16 protein-coding genes and 1 riboswitch are annotated in these 17,064 nt (G+C 66.1%); of the genes, 5 read left to right on the plus strand and 11 right to left on the minus strand.

All coding sequences use genetic code 11. From position 1 onward, the window contains the following. Positions 1–124 precede the first annotated feature (124 nt). Positions 125–225: riboswitch (glycine riboswitch) on the plus strand. A gap of 172 nt (positions 226–397) precedes the next feature. Next, positions 398–3,202: an aminomethyl-transferring glycine dehydrogenase gene (gene gcvP / locus ACWEO2_RS00305; protein WP_452403337.1), complete on the plus strand. Its 2,805-nt coding sequence runs from the start codon at positions 398–400 to the stop codon at positions 3,200–3,202. Between the two features lie 53 nt (positions 3,203–3,255). On the opposite strand, the gene ACWEO2_RS00310 is transcribed toward gcvP, so the two are convergent. From ACWEO2_RS00310 to ACWEO2_RS00325, 4 genes are all read right to left on the minus strand, one after another. Then, the gene (locus ACWEO2_RS00310; RefSeq protein ID WP_452403338.1) at positions 3,256–3,738 is read right to left on the minus strand and encodes an SRPBCC family protein; all 483 of its coding nucleotides are present in this window, start codon (positions 3,736–3,738) and stop codon (positions 3,256–3,258) included. Then, complete coding sequence (locus ACWEO2_RS00315; RefSeq protein WP_452403339.1) at positions 3,735–4,070, minus strand: ArsR/SmtB family transcription factor; 336 nt, start codon at positions 4,068–4,070, stop codon at positions 3,735–3,737. Before ACWEO2_RS00315 ends, ACWEO2_RS00310 begins: the two co-directional genes overlap by 4 nt. A gap of 478 nt (positions 4,071–4,548) precedes the next feature. Next, positions 4,549–5,229 carry a hypothetical protein gene (locus ACWEO2_RS00320; protein WP_452403340.1) on the minus strand — a complete coding sequence of 227 codons (681 nt, stop codon included), beginning with the start codon at positions 5,227–5,229 and terminating at the stop codon, positions 4,549–4,551. Between the two features lie 48 nt (positions 5,230–5,277). Next, the gene (locus tag ACWEO2_RS00325; protein ID WP_452403341.1) at positions 5,278–5,865 is read right to left on the minus strand and encodes a TetR/AcrR family transcriptional regulator; all 588 of its coding nucleotides are present in this window, start codon (positions 5,863–5,865) and stop codon (positions 5,278–5,280) included. 60 nt (positions 5,866–5,925) lie between these two features. Between ACWEO2_RS00325 and ACWEO2_RS00330 the strand changes: the two genes are divergently transcribed. Further along, on the plus strand, positions 5,926–7,413 hold the full coding sequence (locus tag ACWEO2_RS00330) for an ABC-F family ATP-binding cassette domain-containing protein (protein ID WP_452403342.1): 1,488 nt from the start codon (positions 5,926–5,928) through the stop codon (positions 7,411–7,413). Beyond that, positions 7,406–8,236: a Vgb family protein gene (locus tag ACWEO2_RS00335; RefSeq protein WP_452403343.1), complete on the plus strand. Its 831-nt coding sequence runs from the start codon at positions 7,406–7,408 to the stop codon at positions 8,234–8,236. Before ACWEO2_RS00330 ends, ACWEO2_RS00335 begins: the two co-directional genes overlap by 8 nt. A gap of 102 nt (positions 8,237–8,338) precedes the next feature. Here the strand turns inward: ACWEO2_RS00335 and ACWEO2_RS00340 are convergent, their stop codons facing one another. The 5 genes from ACWEO2_RS00340 to ACWEO2_RS00360 all read right to left on the minus strand — a co-directional run bounded on the left by ACWEO2_RS00340 (position 8,339) and on the right by ACWEO2_RS00360 (position 13,647). After that, the gene (locus ACWEO2_RS00340; protein WP_452403344.1) at positions 8,339–10,003 is read right to left on the minus strand and encodes a VWA domain-containing protein; all 1,665 of its coding nucleotides are present in this window, start codon (positions 10,001–10,003) and stop codon (positions 8,339–8,341) included. A gap of 120 nt (positions 10,004–10,123) precedes the next feature. Then, the gene (locus ACWEO2_RS00345; protein WP_452403345.1) at positions 10,124–10,393 is read right to left on the minus strand and encodes a WhiB family transcriptional regulator; all 270 of its coding nucleotides are present in this window, start codon (positions 10,391–10,393) and stop codon (positions 10,124–10,126) included. Positions 10,394–10,420: 27 nt separating this feature from the next. Continuing rightward, positions 10,421–10,966: an HNH endonuclease gene (locus ACWEO2_RS00350; RefSeq protein WP_452403346.1), complete on the minus strand. Its 546-nt coding sequence runs from the start codon at positions 10,964–10,966 to the stop codon at positions 10,421–10,423. A 239-nt stretch (positions 10,967–11,205) separates the two neighbouring features. Next, positions 11,206–12,108, minus strand: a complete 903-nt coding sequence (locus tag ACWEO2_RS00355; protein WP_452403347.1) for a cutinase family protein — start codon at positions 12,106–12,108, stop codon at positions 11,206–11,208. A gap of 399 nt (positions 12,109–12,507) precedes the next feature. Next, complete coding sequence (locus ACWEO2_RS00360) at positions 12,508–13,647, minus strand: acyl-CoA dehydrogenase family protein (protein WP_452403348.1); 1,140 nt, start codon at positions 13,645–13,647, stop codon at positions 12,508–12,510. Between the two features lie 91 nt (positions 13,648–13,738). Between ACWEO2_RS00360 and ACWEO2_RS00365 the strand changes: the two genes are divergently transcribed. Beyond that, positions 13,739–14,437 carry a winged helix-turn-helix transcriptional regulator gene (locus tag ACWEO2_RS00365; RefSeq protein ID WP_452403349.1) on the plus strand — a complete coding sequence of 233 codons (699 nt, stop codon included), beginning with the start codon at positions 13,739–13,741 and terminating at the stop codon, positions 14,435–14,437. Positions 14,438–14,640: 203 nt separating this feature from the next. Here the strand turns inward: ACWEO2_RS00365 and ACWEO2_RS00370 are convergent, their stop codons facing one another. Further along, entirely contained in the window at positions 14,641–14,859 is a 219-nt protein-coding gene (locus tag ACWEO2_RS00370) for a hypothetical protein (protein ID WP_452403350.1), read from the minus strand. A gap of 531 nt (positions 14,860–15,390) precedes the next feature. Here ACWEO2_RS00370 and ACWEO2_RS00375 point away from each other — a divergent pair. Further along, the gene (locus tag ACWEO2_RS00375; RefSeq protein WP_452403351.1) at positions 15,391–15,768 is read left to right on the plus strand and encodes a DUF4232 domain-containing protein; all 378 of its coding nucleotides are present in this window, start codon (positions 15,391–15,393) and stop codon (positions 15,766–15,768) included. A 5-nt stretch (positions 15,769–15,773) separates the two neighbouring features. On the opposite strand, the gene ACWEO2_RS00380 is transcribed toward ACWEO2_RS00375, so the two are convergent. Further along, a complete protein-coding gene (locus tag ACWEO2_RS00380) occupies positions 15,774–17,063 on the minus strand; it encodes an acyl-CoA dehydrogenase family protein (protein WP_452403352.1) in 1,290 nt (429 codons plus the stop codon). Between the last annotated feature and the right edge of the window lies 1 nt (position 17,064).

A 17,064-nucleotide genomic window follows, 5' to 3' on the forward strand; every position in this document is an offset into this window, starting at 1 on the left:
TGTCGAGTGCCCGTCGCTGTGGCGGCGGGCACTCGTCTGTCCGGCCGAAGTGATGAGCGCTACACGCCCATCCGGGGTCTGGTGGCGTCATTCGTTGCGCGCGCGGCATAAACTGACGGTGCGTCGCCGCCGTGCGGGAGAGTTCCGGACTTCACAAGAGTTCGGGCGCCGAAGGAGCAGCACCTCCCCGTCAATCTCTCAGGCAAAAGGGACCGTACGGGCTTCGACGTCTCTGGAAAGTGGCAACTCCGCACAACGCGGCGGTTGCCCGCCCATGGGGAAAGGGGTCTCGGCACCTGCGTCGCGGCATCCGAATCTCTCAGGCTCCACGACAGAGGGGGAGGGCCGGTATCCGTCGACCGCCGTTGGTCGACCCGCCCGACCTTGGGAGCTTGTCGTGACTCGATCATTCGCCGACCGTCATATCGGACCCGACCGGGATGAACTCGCCCGGATCCTGGACGTCGTCGGCGTCGGCTCGCTGGCCGAGCTCGCCACCGCGGCACTACCCGCGAGCATTCTGGACGGCTCCGGACTCGAGGTGCTGCCACCCGCCGCGACCGAGCACGAAGTGCTCGACGAACTGGCCGCGCTCGCGCATTCGAATACCGTCGCCACCTCGATGATCGGGCTCGGCTACTACGACACGTTGACCCCGCCGGTGCTGGTACGCAGCCTGCTGGAGAATCCCGCCTGGTACACGGCCTATACCCCGTATCAGCCCGAGATCAGCCAGGGGCGGCTCGAGGCACTGCTCAACTTCCAGACCATGGTCTCGGATCTGACCGGGATGGAGGTGGCCAATGCGTCCATGCTGGACGAGGCCACCGCCGCCGCCGAGGCGATGACGCTGCTGCGCCGGGCTGGCAAGTCCACCTCCGCGCGCCTGCTGATCTCCGATGATCTGTTCCCACAGACCAAGACCGTGCTGCACACCCGCGCCGAACCGCTGGGAATCGAGATCGTCGAGGCGGATCTGTCCGGCGGTGAACTGCCCGATGGCGAGTACTTCGGTGTGCTGGTTCAGGTTCCGGGCGCTTCGGGTCGGATCGTGGACTGGCGGCCGGTGATCGAGGCGGCGCACGAGCGGGGCGCGTTGGTCGCGGTCGGCGCGGATCTGCTCGCGTTGACGCTGATCACGCCGCCGGGGGAGCAGGGTGTGGACGTATGTTTCGGCACCACACAGCGTTTCGGTGTGCCGATGGGGTTCGGCGGTCCGCACGCCGGATATCTGTCGGTGCACGCCGCGCATGCGCGTCAGCTGCCGGGTCGACTCGTCGGGGTGTCGGTGGATGCCGATGGCCATCAGGCGTATCGACTCGCACTGCAGACCCGCGAGCAGCATATTCGCCGGGAGAAGGCGACCTCAAATATTTGTACCGCGCAGGTGCTGCTGGCGATTGTGGCCGCGATGTACGCGAGCTATCACGGACCCGATGGACTGCGCGAGATCGCCCGGCGCGTGCATCGGCGGGCGGCGGCCATTGCGGCCGGACTCGATGGTGCCGTGGTGCACGACAATTACTTCGATACGCTGCTGGTGCGGGTGCCCAGTGGCGCGGAAGCCGTAGTGGCGAAGGCGAAGTCGAGCGGTATCAACCTGCGACTGGTCGACGCGGACCACGTCGGTGTCGCCTGTGATGAGGCGACCACCGAGACTCATGTCGCCGCCGTACTCGAATCCTTCGGCACCGCACTGACTTCCGAGGCGAACGGGCCCGCGGCGGCGGTCTCCGTCGAGACCCGTACCTCGGACTTCCTCACCCACCCGGCATTCACCAGCTACCACACCGAAACCGCGATGCTGCGCTACCTGCGGCGGCTTTCCGATAAGGATATCGCGCTGGACCGCAGCATGATTCCGCTCGGTTCCTGCACCATGAAGCTCAATGCGACCGCGGAAATGGAGGCCATCACCTGGCCCGGCTTCGCCCGCGTGCATCCGTACGCGCCGGTCGAGGATGCGCCCGGCCTGCTGAAGGTGATCACCGATCTGGAGAACTGGCTGTCCGCGATCACCGGCTACGACTCGGTGAGCCTGCAGCCGAATGCGGGCAGCCAGGGTGAATACGCCGGACTGCTGGCGATTCGGCGCTACCACCTCGATCGTGGTGACGCGCACCGCGATACCTGCCTGATTCCCTCCAGCGCGCACGGCACCAACGCGGCCTCGGCGACCATGGTCGGCATGCGGGTGGAGGTCGTGAAGTGCCGTGCGAACGGCGACGTCGATCTGGATGATCTGCGCGCCAAGATCGCCGATCACGCGGAGCGGCTGGCCTGCATCATGATCACCTACCCGTCGACGCACGGTGTCTACGAGCACGAGGTCGCCGAGCTGTGCGCACTGGTGCACGACGCCGGTGGCCAGGTATACGTCGACGGGGCGAACCTGAACGCGCTGGTCGGCCTTGCCCGTCCCGGTCGCTTCGGTGGTGATGTCAGCCATCTGAATCTGCACAAGACCTTCTGCATTCCGCACGGCGGCGGCGGTCCCGGTGTCGGCCCGGTCGCGGTGCGTTCGCATTTGGCGAAGTACCTGCCGGGCGATCCGCTGGAGTCGGCTTCGCACGCGGTGTCGGCGGCCCGCTACGGTTCGGCCTCGATTCTGCCGATCACCTGGGCCTACATCCGGATGATGGGTGCGGATGGTCTGCGCACGGCGACGTTGACCGCCATCGCATCGGCCAATTACATCGCGCGCCGCTTGAACGAGTACTTCCCGGTGCTCTATACCGGCGAGAACTCGATGGTCGCGCACGAGTGCATTCTCGACCTGCGTGATATCACCAAGCGGACCGGTGTCACCGTGGATGATGTGGCAAAGCGGCTGGCGGACTATGGATTCCACGCGCCGACCATGAGCTTCCCGGTCGCTGGCACGCTGATGGTGGAGCCCACCGAAAGTGAAAACCTCGCGGAGCTAGACGAATTCATTCGCGCGATGATCGCGATCCGGGCCGAGATCGACCAGGTCGCCGCGGGAGTGTGGCCGGTGGATGACAATCCGCTGCGGGGTGCGCCGCATACCGCGGCCTGTCTGGTCGGGGAGTGGGACCACCCGTACAGCCGGGAGATCGCGGTGTATCCGCACGGTATTGATCCGTCGCGCGGCAAGGTGTGGCCAGCCGTGCGTCGCATCGATGGCGCCTACGGTGACCGCAATCTGGTCTGCTCCTGCCCGCCGCTGGACGCGTACTGACGGCTGCCGAGCCGCACCTCGACCCCGTTGCAGGTGCGGCTCGGTAACCGCTTCTATTGTGCGGCAACCGCTTTGCCGTAAAGGTTGATCAGATCGGGCCAGCCGCCCTCGCTTTGCACGCTGTCGCGCATGGATTCCCAACCCGCGCCGTGGTTCTCGAAGCCGGAGTGCACCAGGGTGACCGCGGTGCGCTCGGGCGTCACCGACTCGAACGTGACATCGACGCGGCTGGCGCGGTCCGGATTCGTCTCGTGCTGCCAGTCCAGGCCGATCTCCCAGGAGAACGCGAAATGCCGCGGCGGAGCCCAGACGAGTACCGTGCCCCAAGGGCATTCGGTGCCGTCGGCCTCTCTGCCGAAGCAGCGTCCGCCCTCCTGCGGTTCGATAACCTCCTGCGCCAGTTCACCTTTGCCGATGTGGTGCGCACGCGGCCACCAGCTGTCGATCCCAATGGTGAACACGTCGTAGGCCTTCTCGATCGGCGCATCGACGACGAGTTCGACCCGAACTTCCTTATCGCTCAACTGCTGTGTCATGGCTTCTCCATTCTCGAGGCGTCGGCTGCCTGCCGGTTCACCTCGTCCTGAAAGGCCGACATGGCCGTCGACCAGAACTGCGTGAAGTACACCCGAAGCCCGTCGATTCCCTGTGGGTTCAGCCGATACACCCGCCTGGTCCCCACCGCCTGGTCGACCACCAGCCCCGCCTCCTTCAGCACCTTCAGATGCTGGGAAACCGCGGGCCGACTGACCGGCAGCTCATCGGCCAACTCGCCAACCGCACACGGCCCCTTCCCGAGCCGTTCGAAGATCGCCCGCCGCGTCGGATCCCCAAGCGCGTCCAACGCGGCATTTCGGTAAGCCTTCACGAACCGTAAGTCTATACTTACCGATAGCGGCTGTCTATAGGCGATCGCTTCCGGACTGCTCGAATACGCGGTCTGACCAGGTCTGACATTCGCGAGCCGGGATGTTCTCACGACATGTCAATGAAGCCCTCGACCGCGCAGCGCGGGGACACGACGCAGTGGTGCTCGGGGGTCTCGAGGGGCGGCTGCGGGCTGGGACGAGTTCGGATCATGCTCGCGAGCGTCGTAGTGCATGCGAACCGCGCTTACGCCGAGGCGATCCAGCTCGGTAAAGGTCGGATCGCTGTGGCGCGGCGCTGGGCGTGGCCATGTGGCGGTCATCTTCGCGAGGACGGCATCCTCGTTTTCGACCGGCAACCGAGGGGCTGATGGTCGGGTGAGGGGTTCGGGTGTGATGTTGCTGTGGGGCAGCGGGTTTGCCGGATCTGCGCGGCCATCGTGGTATTTCGACCGGAATCCGAGCCGCCCCACGCGGGGTTTACGCCGGGTCCGGTGTGGCCTCGGGTTCGAGTTCCGGGATCTCGCTGAGGGCTTCGATTCCTAGTTCCGCGCGGGTTGCGTCGATGACGGCCCGTTCGTCTTGGACGGTGTTGGCAATTGCCTTGTGCCACAGTGCGCGGATGGCGTTGACATCGTCCATGGTTGCCTCCTCGTCGAGTTCGACCTTGAGGCGCTGCACGGTGATGCTCTGGGCTGCGGTGAGGGTGCGGAGGAGATCTTCGCAGCGATGTGGGATTTTGGGGTTCGACAGCACGCGCAGTCGGGTGATGTAGCCGTTGCATGCGGAGATGCTCTGCTGTACTTCCTTACCGAAAGTGTCCACCTCCTCGACGGATTCGGCCTTCCAATCGAGGGTGTCCCACAGGGTTTGGCGGACGTCGGCGGCGGCGAGCAGTACCGAGGAGATCGCGGTCAGGATCGATTCGCGTCGCCATTTATCCTGTTCGCGGCGTTCTGCGGCGGCATTGGCGTTGTCGATGTTGTGTTGCGCGGCGGTGTGGGTTGTCTCGATATTGCGCTGTGCCGCATCGAGTGTGGTCCGGTTGCGCTCGTCGGCTGCGGTGATCGCGTTGCGGTTCGTCCGGTTGTTGATCAGGACGCCGATGAGCGCCGCGGCGGCGACGATGAGCGAGCTGAGAAGCGGAAGCCAGGAAGTCACCGGGTCATCATTGCACTGTACGGTGCTCCGCTGTGCCCCGATCGGCCCTCAGATCGCGCCCGCGCGCGCAGCGGCCAGTGCGGCATCGGCCGCGCGGAGGGTGTCTTGCGTGGTCACCGGTTCGTGAGTGATGAACAGGCGGTAGTAGATCGGCGCCACGGCGAAGCGAATTACCTCCTCGGCGTCGACGGTGTCGGGGAGGTTGCCGCGGGCGATCGCGCGGCGAACGACCTCGGCGGACTGTGTGTGCCGGACCGCGTAGAAGTGCCGGAGGGCCTCGGCTGCCGTGGAATTCTGCACTGCCGCAGCGATAAACGCACTCGCGACAGGTCCGGCGTCGGGGTCGGCGAATCCGGTGCGCACCAGGTCGGTGATGGCGCGCAGATCGTCGTCGAGTGAGCCGGTATCGGGAATCGGCCACGGCTCGTTCTCCGCGAGTTCGAGGGCGTCGGCAATGAGTCCCTCGGGGCTGCCCCAGCGGCGGTACACGGTGGTCTTGTGCACACCAGAGCGTTGCGCGACGTTATCGACGGTCAGGCCCGGATAACCGCGCAGGGTGAGCTCGGCCAGGGTGGCCTGGCGGACTGCGTCGCGGACGCGGGCGCTCCGGCCGCCGGGGCGTCTCTGCGTCTCCAAAGGCAACTCCTGTTGCATTAGTTGGAAGGGCTTGTTAACTTAAAGCTACACAAGTAGCGATTGGAGAGCCATCTGACCACCCAACTGACTCTGCGCGGCGTATCGAAGTCCTATGGACAACGAGTCGTCCTCGAGTGCGTCACGCTGTCCATCCGGCCCGGCGAGCGGGCGGGCATCGTTGGCGAAAACGGTTCTGGCAAGTCGACTTTGCTGCGGATCCTGGCAGGCATCGAGAGTTTCGATGACGGCGAGCGCACCGTGCGTGCGGCGGGCGGCATCGGACATCTGGCGCAGACGGTGCCCGGCCGCAGTGTTGCTGAGGCCATCGATCTGGCGCTGGCCGAGTTGCGTGAGCTCGAGCAGCGGATGTACGAGGCCGCGGAAGCCGAGGATATGGCCGCCTATGGTGAGTTGCTCACGGCGTTCGAGGCGCGGGGTGGGTACGAGGCCGACGCTCGGGTCGACAAGTCGATGCACGGACTCGGTCTGGCCCATATCGAACGCGAGCGTGCGTTGTCGAGCCTATCCGGGGGCGAGCAGGCCCGGCTCGGGCTGGCATGTCTGCTCGCCGCCTCGCCCGAGGTGTTATTGCTGGACGAGCCGACCAATCACCTCGATGCGGCGGCCCTGGTCTGGCTGGAGGAGCGGCTGCGGACGCATGCGGGGACCGTGGTCGTGGTTTCGCACGACCGGACGTTCCTGGACCGGATGGCGACCGCGATCGTTGAGGTCGAGGACGGTGGCATCACCCGATTCGGTGGTGGCTACAGCGGCTTCCTCGCCGAAAAGGCCGCGGCGCGGGCGCGTTGGGAGCAGGCATATGCCCAATGGCAGGACGAGATCGCGCGACTCGAGGAATTCGCGAATACGACGGCACATCGGGTCGCGGTGGGGCGGGCGATGAAGGACAACAACAAGATGGCCTACGACCGCAATGCCGGTCGGGTGCAGAGTTCGGTGGCTTCGCGGGTTCGGCAGACGGCGGAGCGGTTGCGCAGGCTCCGGGATGATCCGGTGCGGCGGCCGCCCGAGCCGTTGCGGTTTCGCGGTAGATTCGGGACCGGACGGACCGCATCGTTCGAGATCGGTGCGCTGACGCTCGGGCCGCGGGATCGGGTGCTCATCCATGGGCCGAACGGTGCTGGCAAGTCGACACTGCTGGACAAGATCTACAACAGTGCGCGTGGCCGCGTCGGATATCTGCGCCAGAATGTGGTTTTCGATCCGGAGCCGACGGTGGCCGAGACCTATGGGCACGGTCGAGAGGCGCTGCTGTCGACCGGACTGTTCCACCGGGACGCGCTCGATACTGCGGTGGGCGCACTGTCGGAGGGGCAGCGGCGCCGGCTGGCGCTGGCCGAACTGCTGGTGGGGGAGTACGACCTGCTGCTGCTCGACGAGCCGACCAACCACTTGTCGCTGACATTGGTCGAGGAATTGGAAGGCGCGCTGCGTGATTACACCGGTGCGCTGGTGATCGTGACGCACGACCGGGCGCTGCGGGCCCGGTTCGCCGGAATACAGATCGGAGTGGAACAGATTGATTGAGCTTTCCGGTGCGCCCTACGGGTTGACGACCGGCCCGGACGGTGCGCTGTGGTTCACACTGGTATCGCGGGGCGCGATCGGGCGTTGTGTCGCAGGCGAAGTCGAGACCATCCAGCTCGATCCGGCCGACGGACAGCCGACCGTCATCGTCACGGGGCCGGATGATGCCCTGTGGTTCACCGAGTTTCGCGGGAATCGGATCGGGCGGGTCACGTCGAGCGGTGAAATCGTTGTTTTCCAAGCGGATTCGCCGTACGGCATCACCACCGGCCCTGATGGCGCGATGTGGTACACCGAACTGCAGGCGAACCGGATCGCCCGCCGCGACCTGAGCGGCGAGGTGACGACCTTCCCGGTCGAAGGCATGCCCGCCATGATCACATCCGGCTCGGACGCGGCCCTGTGGTTCACCCTGAACCAGGGCAACGCCATCGGCCGGATCACCACCGCGGGCACGCTGAGCGTGCACCGGCTGCCCACCGAAGCCGCCATGCCCGTTGGCATTACGGCTGGCCCGGACGGTGCTCTCTGGTTCGTGGAGATCGCCGCGGGCCAGATCGGCCGCATCACCACCGATGGCAAGATCAACGAATACCCGCTTCCGGACCGCGCCGCTCGCCCGCACGCCATCACCACCGGACCCGATGGCGCCCTGTGGTTTACGGAATGGGCGGCCAACCGCCTCGGGCGAATCAGCACGACCGGTGAGATCACCGAATACGAACTCCCCGGTGCTGAGCCGCACGGACTTACCGTGGGTCCCGATGGCGCCATCTGGGTGGCAATGGAATCCGGTGCATTGGTGCGAGTGCCGACCCATTGAGTCTGCCTGCCTCGGTTCACCGTCGGGGCGGCAAGGGATTCCGTGTGTGCCGGCCGCCGCGTCGGAGAAGTCCGTACGGGACAACAGGACTCACCGCAGCCCTCACGGTGTCGTCAGCGCGTGTACCACCGCGGTTCCGAAGCTGATGTCGTCCGAGGTCGAGAGGCGAGTGTAGGTGCCTCCGGTGTGCTGGGCGGCGGTTTGCAGGGTTTCGGTGCCATTGCCGTTGATGACGATCACATCGATACGGACCGGGTGAGCGGGGTCGGTGGCGGCGGTCAGGTCGGTGAGCAGCTTGGCTCCGGTAAGGGTGGAGTCGTCGTCGGGGCCATCGGTGATCAGCAGGATCGAATTGGTGCGTCCGGCGGTATATCCCTGGACTGCGGCGCGGTAGGCGGCCAGCAGTGCCGGGTAGGCCTGGTCCGGGCGAGAATCGGCGGGCTGCACCGCATCCAGCGCCGTATCGAGTGCGGTGCGCTGCTCGTTGCTCAAGGCCGCGGTGGGAGTTTGGATCTTGTACGGCTTGGTCCCATCCAGATTCTTGCCGAAGGTCCAGACGCCGAGTCCGAAGTCCGGTGGCATCACATTCACCGTGGAGCGTAGGGCGCCGAGGACATTCGAGAGCCGGGTAGTGGATCCATCGGTAGTGCCCATCGAGGACGAGACATCGAGCAGTACCGTGGCCTGCACTCCCAGCACAGGATTGGCGAGCGTGGCACGCACCTTGTCCAGTGCGGTCCGTGACGGCGCGGGTGTGGCGGCCGCCGGGGCCGCGGCGAATCCCGTGGCGCTGAAGGCCGCGGACTGTTGGGGCGCACGCAGGTAGTCGGCGAATATCGACGCGATCAGATTCTGCGTCTTGTCCACCCAGGCTCCCGACATCAGCGCGGCCGGATGATCGACGACCGGTGCGGTTCCCGCGGGCCGGAATGTGGAAGTGCCACCGAGCGCCTTCAATTGCTGTTCGGTAGCGGCGACGGCATGGACGGTCGAATTCGCGCCACCGAGACCGGCCAGCGCGGCCGCGGTATCGGCCGCCTGCGGAGCCTTGGCGGCGAGCCCGGATATCGCGGCGACGACCTGACCGGACTGTGCGGCCTCGTCACTGAGCGGATCGGTACCCGACACCGCCGAGCCGACCGCGGCCGCCGCGGCGAGGGTCGCATCACCGGAGGGCAGTGCCATCCGCAGTCCACCCCAGCCCGACAGCCCGAGATCGTCGAGCGAACCCTGTTGCAGCCGGGGCAGATCCGCCCAAGTGATCTTGGCCTGTTCGAATGCGTGCTGTAGCTCATCGGGTACCGCGAGCACGATGGGACTCAGCGCGACGGGTGCCGGAGTGCCCTCGATGAGGCCGGGCACGCGCATGGATTCGATGGAGCGCATCGAATCGGCGATCCACAGTCCGGGCTGCGGTCCGAGCGCGCCGTTCCACGGCTTGCCGGCGGTGAATCCGGCGACGATCGCGGCGGACGGTTGCGGGGTAACCACCACCTTCGCGCAGTGATCGCGCACCTTCGGATCGGTCGCATTGTACCGGTCGGCCGCGGCGCGCACCGGGTCGGCGAGTTCCGGATCGACGGTGACGAACAGCGTCGACGGACCTTCCTTGCACTCGGCCGCGGCCGACTTGTCGCGATTCGCCGCGCGATCGCTGAGTTGTAAGAACGCGAAGACCGCCGCGACCAGCAGCAGAACGGCGATCACTGCGATAACCGGACCTTTGCTGACGCCCCGGGACCTGGTTCCGCTGCGATGTGTGCCCACGGGCATCAGTGTATGGTCACGCGTGATTTGCCGTGCCGGTGCTCCCGGTGATGGGTGCATCGGCACGGCGTGACGGGCCGTCGGGACCGATTGCGGGTCGGTCGAGCGAATCGGCCCCGACTAGGGCCGGATCATCCGTCCGCGATCGAACTCGTGCCCGCCCCAAACACCGGACTGTCCGGTGCGCGCGGCGAATTCACCGCAGGCGTCCCGGATCGGGCAGCCAGCGCAAACCTCACGCGCGTACGCGAAGTCCTGCGACGGGTAGGGGAACCACGCCTCGTGATTCGGGTCGCCGCGGCAGGCCGCCCGATGCCACTCCCGGGAATCCGAGAGCGGGAGCAGGTCGGTCAGATCGACAACTGCATTGATCTCCAATTCGACGGTCATTTCGAGCCCTCTCCTTTCTCTCTCGGCTCAGGTGGCGGCCAGCTGCTTCCAGATCCGCTGCTGTCGCTTGGCCATATCGTTGGGCGCCTTCGGCTCCCACAGCAGCCGCATGCCCGCCTCCTCCGGCGTGCGGTCGGCCTTGATCGAATTGCACGGCGCGCAGGCGGCGATGAGGTTGTTCCAGGTGTTCGGACCACCGCGGCTGCGTGGCCGGATGTGGTCGACGGTGCGTGCCCAGGACGCGCAGTAGCCGCAGCGGTGGTTGTCGCGGCGCAGCACACCGGCCAATGTCGCGCGGCTGCCGTCGTGTACCCGTGTTACGCGGTCGAGGTAGACATACCGCAGCAAGCGGATCGTCTCCGGCAGCGCGAGCTCGAGGTGCTCGGCCCGAATCGGGAAGTGCGGATCCCGGTGCGCGATCGACTCCGCGGCGCCGTCGATGAGCAGCACCACGGCCCGTTCGGCGTTGATCTCGGTGAGCGCCTCGTAGCTGGCATTGAGCACCAGTACTCGGGTGTGTATCCAGTTGTCGACAGTCAACACCACCGGATCGGTGGCACGGTGGAACGTCATGGGAATCACCATGTTTCGGGGGAGAGCGAGCGAATCGGGAGGAGGCGGCGGTCGGTCAGTTACCGGCCGGGAGGCGGCGGGTTACCCGCTCTATGCGCGCGTCATGTCGACGCTGGCTCGATACGACAATGGTCACGGCCGCCTCCTCCTTTCCGAAGCTCTTCGATCACCAGCGGTATCGGGTGATCATCATCGAAATCCATGGTGGCACAGCCTGCCCACCGCTGGCGACGGGTTTTTCAGGCCAGGCCGACCAGCCACTGCCGCAGCCATGTAGTGGCGGTCGCGCCATCGGAATCCACGACATAGGCGGGGTAGCTCTGGTGCACGAACGAGTTATAGAACCGCTCGAATTCCTGCTTGCGTTCGTTCATTTCCGGATCGGCGAGTTGGTTCTGGATCAGCGCGACCACCCCGGCCGCCGTCAGGTCGTCGATGATCACATCCGCCTCCTGCTGATAGCGCCACAGCTGCGCCGGATCCGGATCGGAGGCCTGGGCCAGGAATCCGGCGAAGCGGGTGGCGAAATCGGTGGGTGGTGCGGCGCAGTAGAGGTCGCCGACGGCGCAGATGGTCCTGGTCTTCGGGGTGAGCAGGCCGAAGCCGCCGATGCGCGGACCGCCCGCACCGGCGCCGTCCACCGGCGGACCGACGAGTGCGTCGGTGGGGGAGCGGCGCGGATCGGAGATGAGGCCGACCGCGACGATGCGCTCGGGCTGGATGGGGCTTGAGCCGGTGCCGATTTCGGCGGCGAGATCGCCCGCCGCGTCGGCGCCCTGGCTGTAGCCGATCAGCGCGATCTTAGTCGCACCGCATTGCTGGATCATCGTGGTGACCAGGCCGCGGGCATTATCGATGGCCTGTCGCTTCGAGCGCCCGTAAACATCGGTCTCCCACGGGAATGCGGTCGCCGCATAGGTCACATAGTCGGTGCGGGTGTTGCGCGGCAGGCTATCGGTGACGCTCGCGAGCATGCCCTCGCCGGGATTGGCGTCGGAGGTCTCCCAGGTGCCGGGTATCGCCACGACGTAGAGGTCGGGACATCCTGGCGCGGCTGTGGCCGCACCCGCACTGCCGACCGTGGCCGCCGCACCCACCATGACAGTGCCCGCCACTGCTCCGATCATCTTGCGCATGAACATGGTCCACACCTCGGGGTTGCTGGTTACGAAGCGGCCGATGGGCCGTACGCGACTGCTGCTGTCGCGTTGGAGACAACCGTAAGGTCTGACCAGGGGTTAATGCGGGAACGACCCAAGGCAAGGCCGGATAATTTTCGCCAAATGCGGCAATGCCGACTGTTAGCTCGGTGCGCCGGCGGCGGCTTTCGCAGCCGGTGTGGACCGGGAGATGAAGGAGCCGCGGGCGAGGGTGCGCGGCTCCTTCGTGGTGGACTGGGCAGCGTCGGCGGCCTGGTCCACGATTGTGGGTTCGACAGACACCAACGGCTTCCCCTCCCACGCATCATCGTGTGAGGATCCATTGAACCCTCTCGACGGACGTTCGTCCCGCGTTCGGGAATTCCGGCCGAGCGGGTCGGGTCAACCGATCGGTGTATTGCCCAGCATTACGCGCCCGGTGAACCGGGTCTGCCTGGCCCGCGGCAGCGGATGGAACAGACAGCCGTGGATGTCGCGGTACCACATCTCCAGCGCGCAGGTGCGCGAAAAGCCCGCGCCGCCAACGGTTTCGATGGCCAAGCGGACCGTGTCGACGAGTGCGTCGGCGGCGACGGTCTTGCGGCTGAGGGTGCGCGCGGCGTGCGCGTCGGTATTCTCGAACCGCAGATCGTCCGAATCGGTGAACATGGCGGCGATCAGATCGGCGGCGGTGGTGTGCGCGTTCATCATTTCGCCCGCGAGTTGGAAGGTGTGCGGTTCGGTGCGCTCGGCCACGAGTGCGGCGGTCAACTCGGTCGCGGCGTCGGCAATGCCGAGATAGGCCGCCAGCACCAGTGGCATGGCCGCGCCGATCACCACGTTCAGCACCGGAGGCCACACATCGGCCGGGCGGGTCAGCGACACCGCGGAATCGGGAACGAAGACATCTTCGAAGACCACCGTATGCGATCCGCTGGCGCGCAAACCAATAGTGTCCCAAGTCTTTTCGATGCGCACGCCAGCGGCGTCCAGTGGTACCGCGAAGTGCAGCACCTGGGGTCCTTCCGGTGCGTCACCGTGACGGACGCTGGTCACCACCACATTGCCGACCTCGCAACCGCTGGCGGGCGCCTTGCGCGCGCTCACCAGGAAGCCGCCGTCGACGCGCTCGGCCCGGCCGTTGGATTCGACCCAATCCGAGGCGCCGGTGCTGACCAGGATCGCGCCCGCGGCCACCTTGCCGAGTACCGCCGAGGCATCGATGCCGTGGTTGTGCCGCCAGACCTGCGCGGCCACCAGATGGGTGTGCATCGCGAAGGCAACGGCGGTGGACGGGTCGTGGCGGCCGAGTTCGCGCAGGATCTCACCCATATCGCGATGCGAAACGCCGCCGCCGCCGAATTCGGTCGGCACGAGCGCGGCGGAGAGTCCGGTGGCGCGCAGCAGGTCGTAGGCCTCGATGGAGATGTCCCCGGTGCGGTCGCGCCGGGCCACATCGGCGCGCAGGGTTTCCCCTACCTGGCGCGTCAGGGTGATCCAGTCGGTGGTGGTGTCGGTGATGTCATGGGCGATAGTTGTCATGTTTCGAAGTTAGAAACCGTCGCGATAACCGAATAGTCCAGAAAGTGGACTCTCCCGGTTCAGAAAATGGACCCCGGTTCGCGAGGTGACCATGACGAGCACGACCGCAGGCTACGGCCAGTACTGTCCGATCTCCCGTGCCCTCGATGTGCTCGGTGAGCGCTGGTCGCTGCTCATCCTGCGCGATCTGCTCATCGGTACGACACGCTTCAACGATCTGGCTCGTGGTCTGCCCGGGCTATCGCGCAGCCTGCTCGCCAAACGGCTGCGCCAATTCGAGCGGGCCGGACTGATCGAGAAGGTCGGCACCGAATACCTGCTCACCGCCGCTGGCCAGGAACTGGAGCCGATCCTGTTCGGCCTCGGCGAATGGGGTGCGCGCTGGACCTTCGGCGAGCCGCGGTCCGATGAGTTGGATGCGGGTCTGCTGGTGTGGTGGATGCACTCGCGGCTGGATACGTCCGCGCTTCCCGGTAAGCGGCAGGTGCTGTGTGTGCGGTTCACCGATGATTTCCATCGCTACTGGATCGTCATAGAATCCGGGGTCCCCTCCGTCTGCGATGCCGATCCCGGTTATCCGATCGACGTCACCATCAGCTCCGATCTCGATTCGCTGTACCAGGTTTGGCTGGGCCGCATCCCGCTTTCGCACGCAATGCGAACGGGCCGTGTGATGTTCAGTGGGCCGTCCGCGCTCACCCGGCGGATGCCGTCGGTACTGCGATTGAGTCCCGTTGCGGAATATTCGGATCCGTCCGCGGTTGGGGGCCCGGCTACCCGTGCCTCTTGAGGCGCTGCGCGGTCCGCTGTCGGGCCGCCGGACCGTGGAGCCGCCGCGCTGCCGTGTCCAGGGTGGAGCCTCCGTACCCGTGGCGGATACCGACACCAGCTCGAGTTGAGCGGGTGTGGCAGGGAGCCACGCAGGTTGCGGGGGTGTGGTGCGGCGATCGACTCCCGGGGGCCTCACCGCCGCCGGTGAGGGTGGCGGGACCGTCAGGACCGTTGGTAGATGTAGTAGCGGTAGACGCCGTCGTCGCGATCGGCCCACAGCGGGCCCCCGCCGTCGGCGGAGACTTCCCACGCCAACGCCAGACCGGCGTCGTGTTCGGCGGCGGTCTTCGCTTCGTCCAATGTTGTTCGGGTGGTGATGGTTTCGTCTTCGGTGCCGCAGAACTCGCAGCTGTGTACCTTTCGTACCTCGTAGACGTTCACTCGATCACCTCCCGACAATTCAGGGTAAGCCGCCCGGCTCGATCGGATTGCGGTACCTCTCGCGCGCTGGTTGCGGGGCGTGGCGATAACGCGCGGCGGCAGTGAGCGATAAACAGCTCGACAAGCTCGTCCGGCCGGGGGGTCGTGCGTGTCGATCGGAGATATCCATCGGGGCACCGCACCGAAAACTGTTGCGGCGCTGCCTCGGCCGACAGCGCAAGGAAGTGCCTTATGTCGAAACGGACAGCATCGAAACTGACACGGCGGTGCATCCCGCTGTTCACCTGCGGCGTGCTCGCACTCGTCGGATGCACGAACGAGTCCGCAGGCGATCACACACCGATGTCGGCAGCGAACCAGCCCACGAGCAGCGGAACGACAATCGGCCAGCCGCCGACGGGCCAGTCGTCGACCGGCGGCTCGACTGCAACTCGACCTACGACCGGTGGGCCCTCGAGCGGCGAGCCGACGAGCGGTCAACAGATCGCCCCGCCCTGCGTCGACGGCCAGGTTCTCCTGGGCGCGGATCCGATGTCGCCGGGGCTCGGTCACCGTGGCGTCCGCTTACACTTCTGGGTCCCCACCGCCAGCGGCCCGTGCACGCTCACCGGATACCCCGGCGTCGATACCGGAGCGGGCGGGCCGCTGGCGCACGCGACCCGAACCCCGCGTGGCTATCTGGGCGGCCTCCCGAGCGGCGCCGACACCCCGCCCACCGTCGTGCTCGATCGCGATCACAATGCGGAAGCGGTCGTCGAGGGTGTCGCGTTCGACGCCGCGGGGAACCCGTGCCCGACCTACACCGATCTGCAGGTCACCCCGCCGAACACCACCGCGACGGTTCGGCTGGTGACCACGATCGACACCTGCGAACTGCAGGTCCACCCGGTCACCGAGCCGACAGCCTGAGTGGACTACAGGTTCCCGACGATGTGCTCCAGGCGGCGGGCGACGAGTTCGCGTGCCTGTTCGCGCAGCGCTGGGCGGTAGCCGCTGGGATACACCGGGTCGCCCGGGGTGTAGTCCTTCAGGACTTCCTTGGCGAGGGTGATCTTGTGCACCTCGGTCGGGCCGTCGGCAATGGCCATGACCTCGGCGTAGTTCATCATGTCGACGAAGGGCAGGTCCTGGCTGACGCCGATGGCGCCATGTAGATGCAGTGCGCGCTGGGCGATATCGTGCATGACCTTCGGCATGGCGACCTTGATGGCGGCAATGTCCTTGCGCACCTTCAGATAATCCTGCTCCTTATCGATGCGCCAAGCGGTGCGCAATACGAGCAGGCGGAACTGTTCCATCTCGATCCAGCTGTCCGCGATGCGTTCCTGGGTCATCTGCAGTCCCGCGAGCGGTCCCTTGCGCATGGGCCGCGAGACGGCACGTTCGGCCATCATGTCGAAGGCCTTGCGTACCAATGCGACTGTGCGCATGGCGTGGTGTACGCGACCGCCACCGAGACGGGTCTGTGCCACGATGAAGCCCATACCTTCCTGGCCGAGCAGATGGTCGGCGGGCACCCGGACATCGGTGAAGCGCAGGTGACCCTCGTGCTCGCTGAAGCCATGTACGTGGAAGTTCTTGACGATCTCCAGGCCGGGGGTGTCGGCGGGCACGATGAACATCGACATGCCCTGATACGGGCTGACATCCGGATTCGTGACCACCATGACGATGTGGAAGCTGGCGAACTGCGCGTTCGAGTTGAACCACTTCTCGCCATTGATGACCCAGGAGTCGCCATCGCGCACCGCTCGGGTCTTGAACAGCGTCGGATCCGAGCCGCCGGTCGGTTCGGTCATCACGTAACAGGAGCCGATCTCACCGGCCAGCAATGGCGCCAGGTACTTGGCCTTTTGCTCCGGCGTACCGTAATGCGCGAGGATTTCCGCATTACCGGAATCCGGTGCCTGGCAACCGAATACCGACGGCGCCCAGACCGACGTGCCGAGCACCTCGTTGAGCAGTGCGAGTTTCAGCTGCCCATATCCGGGGCCGCCGAGTTCGGGTCCCAAATGGCAGGCCCACAGCCCCTGCTCCTTCACCTTCTCCTTCAGCGGCCGCATCAGCGCCATCGCCTCGGTATTGGTGCGGTCATAGGGATTCGGGTAGAGCAGGTCGAGCGGCTCCACCTCGGTGCGGACGAACTCCGCCGCCCAGTCGAGTTTGCGCTGATATTCCGGATCGGTTTCGAAATCCCAAGCCATG

It is taken from the genome of Nocardia sp. NPDC004278, from assembly GCF_053602975.1.